Source organism: Kitasatospora sp. NPDC004240, assembly GCF_053603215.1.
Map to the genome: position 1 here is coordinate 1 of NZ_JBSGFD010000444.1, position 1,515 is coordinate 1,515.

Consider the following 1,515-nt stretch of genomic DNA (forward strand, 5'->3'; position numbering starts at 1 on the left):
CCGGACAGGCCGCAACCATGCAATGCCCCTGGGACCGGGGCGGGCAAGACCGGCGCCGGGCAAGGAGCCCTTTCAACCCGCCCACCGATCGGGTGACACGACCGGGCGCGACAGCTGAGCGGCCCACTGCGATCCAGCTGGCTGGAGACTCGTCAACCGCCGACCGCACGTCACCCGACAGAGTTCCCACTGAAAGAGCTCAAGGTCTTGCCGGATATCTTACCGCCCCTGCTCAGGAGACCCGGCAAGAGCCGCTCCACTGCGGACTCCACTCCACTGGAGTCCGGTTCGCTCCTGCAGAAGAGTCCATAGGGCCCCTCCTACGGAGTCTTCTCCACTCCGCAGAGGACTCCATAGGAGGGGTCAACCGATCCCGCTACACGCACTTGCGGATGGTCACCCGGCCGCCGTTCTTGGTCATCTCACTGGAGTGCGGCGCGAGACAGAGCCCCGTCCACTGGTTGGCGAAGGTGTAGGTACCGCTGATCTTGGTCGGGTTGACCGACCAGAGCTGGTTGCCCGAGTCCCAGCGGGTCTCGCAGCCCCACCACATGAGCTGGGTGTTCTGGCCGGGCGGGGTGCCGTTGTTGTAGGGGACTGTGAGGCAGTAGCCGTTGTTGTTGCGGATGGTGAAATAGCCGTTGCTCGCCTTGACGGCGTTCCATTTCTGCGCGGCCCCGCCGTCGCAGGTACGCTGCACCACGAGCCCGCCGTTGGGGACGGTGGGGCCGATGGCCAGGCACTTGCCGCTCAGCAGGTTCTTGTAGGGAGCCTTGCCGCCGGCCGACCACATGTCGTAGGTCTTGGTGGTCGGCGGGTCCTGCCCGCAGATGTCCCTCAGCTCCGTGTCGGTCATCTTGCGGCTCTGATACAACCAGGCGAAGGACCGGCTGGTGTCCGGCACCCGGACGACCGCGTTCTTGACGAGCTCGTTCTTGTTGCCGTCGTAGCGGGCATCGATGTCGACGACCGCCTCGATCAGCGGCTCCTTGACCTCGATCCAGCCGACGCTGCCCAGGGGGACCGCGGCGGTGTGCGTGTGGGTGTCGCTGGTGCTCCAGGTCCAGCTCCAACCGAGCTTGGGCCCGACGGAGGCCTCCCAGTCACCGAACTTCTTCTTCCCGCCGATGTCGAGGCCGAAGGAGAAGCTGGTGGAGGAGCTCTTGGTTCCGGCGACGCTCACGCTGCCGCTACTGGTGCAGCCGTAGGCGATGGGGCTCTTCCCACTGCCGAGCTTGTCGGGCATGGTGGCCTCGCCCCATACTTGCTTGCTGCTTTTGAAGGTGAGGTAGCACTCGGGGTCCCAGTAGATGATGTCCCCGGCCTGCGTGGGCCTCGGGTCGGCGCAGTCCTCGGCTACCTGCGCGGGCGACTTGGCCGCCGCGAACGCCGTCGGGGTCAGCGGGAAGTAGCTCATTATCAAGGCGAGCAACACGATCGTCTTCTTCACGTTCTTCACGAGGCGTGAGCTTAGGGATCATGAATGGCCGCTGAGGGAACGCCGTATGTATCTTA

The 1,515-nt window shown here is 65.0% G+C and carries 1 protein-coding gene; it reads right to left on the bottom strand.

Annotation, left to right across the window (positions count from 1 at the left end):
* Window positions 1-376: 376 nt before the first annotated feature.
* Window positions 377-1,459 carry an RICIN domain-containing protein gene (locus ACWEQL_RS42400; protein ID WP_452156965.1) on the bottom strand — a complete coding sequence of 361 codons (1,083 nt, stop codon included), beginning with the start codon at window positions 1,457-1,459 and terminating at the stop codon, window positions 377-379.
* Between the last annotated feature and the right edge of the window lie 56 nt (window positions 1,460-1,515).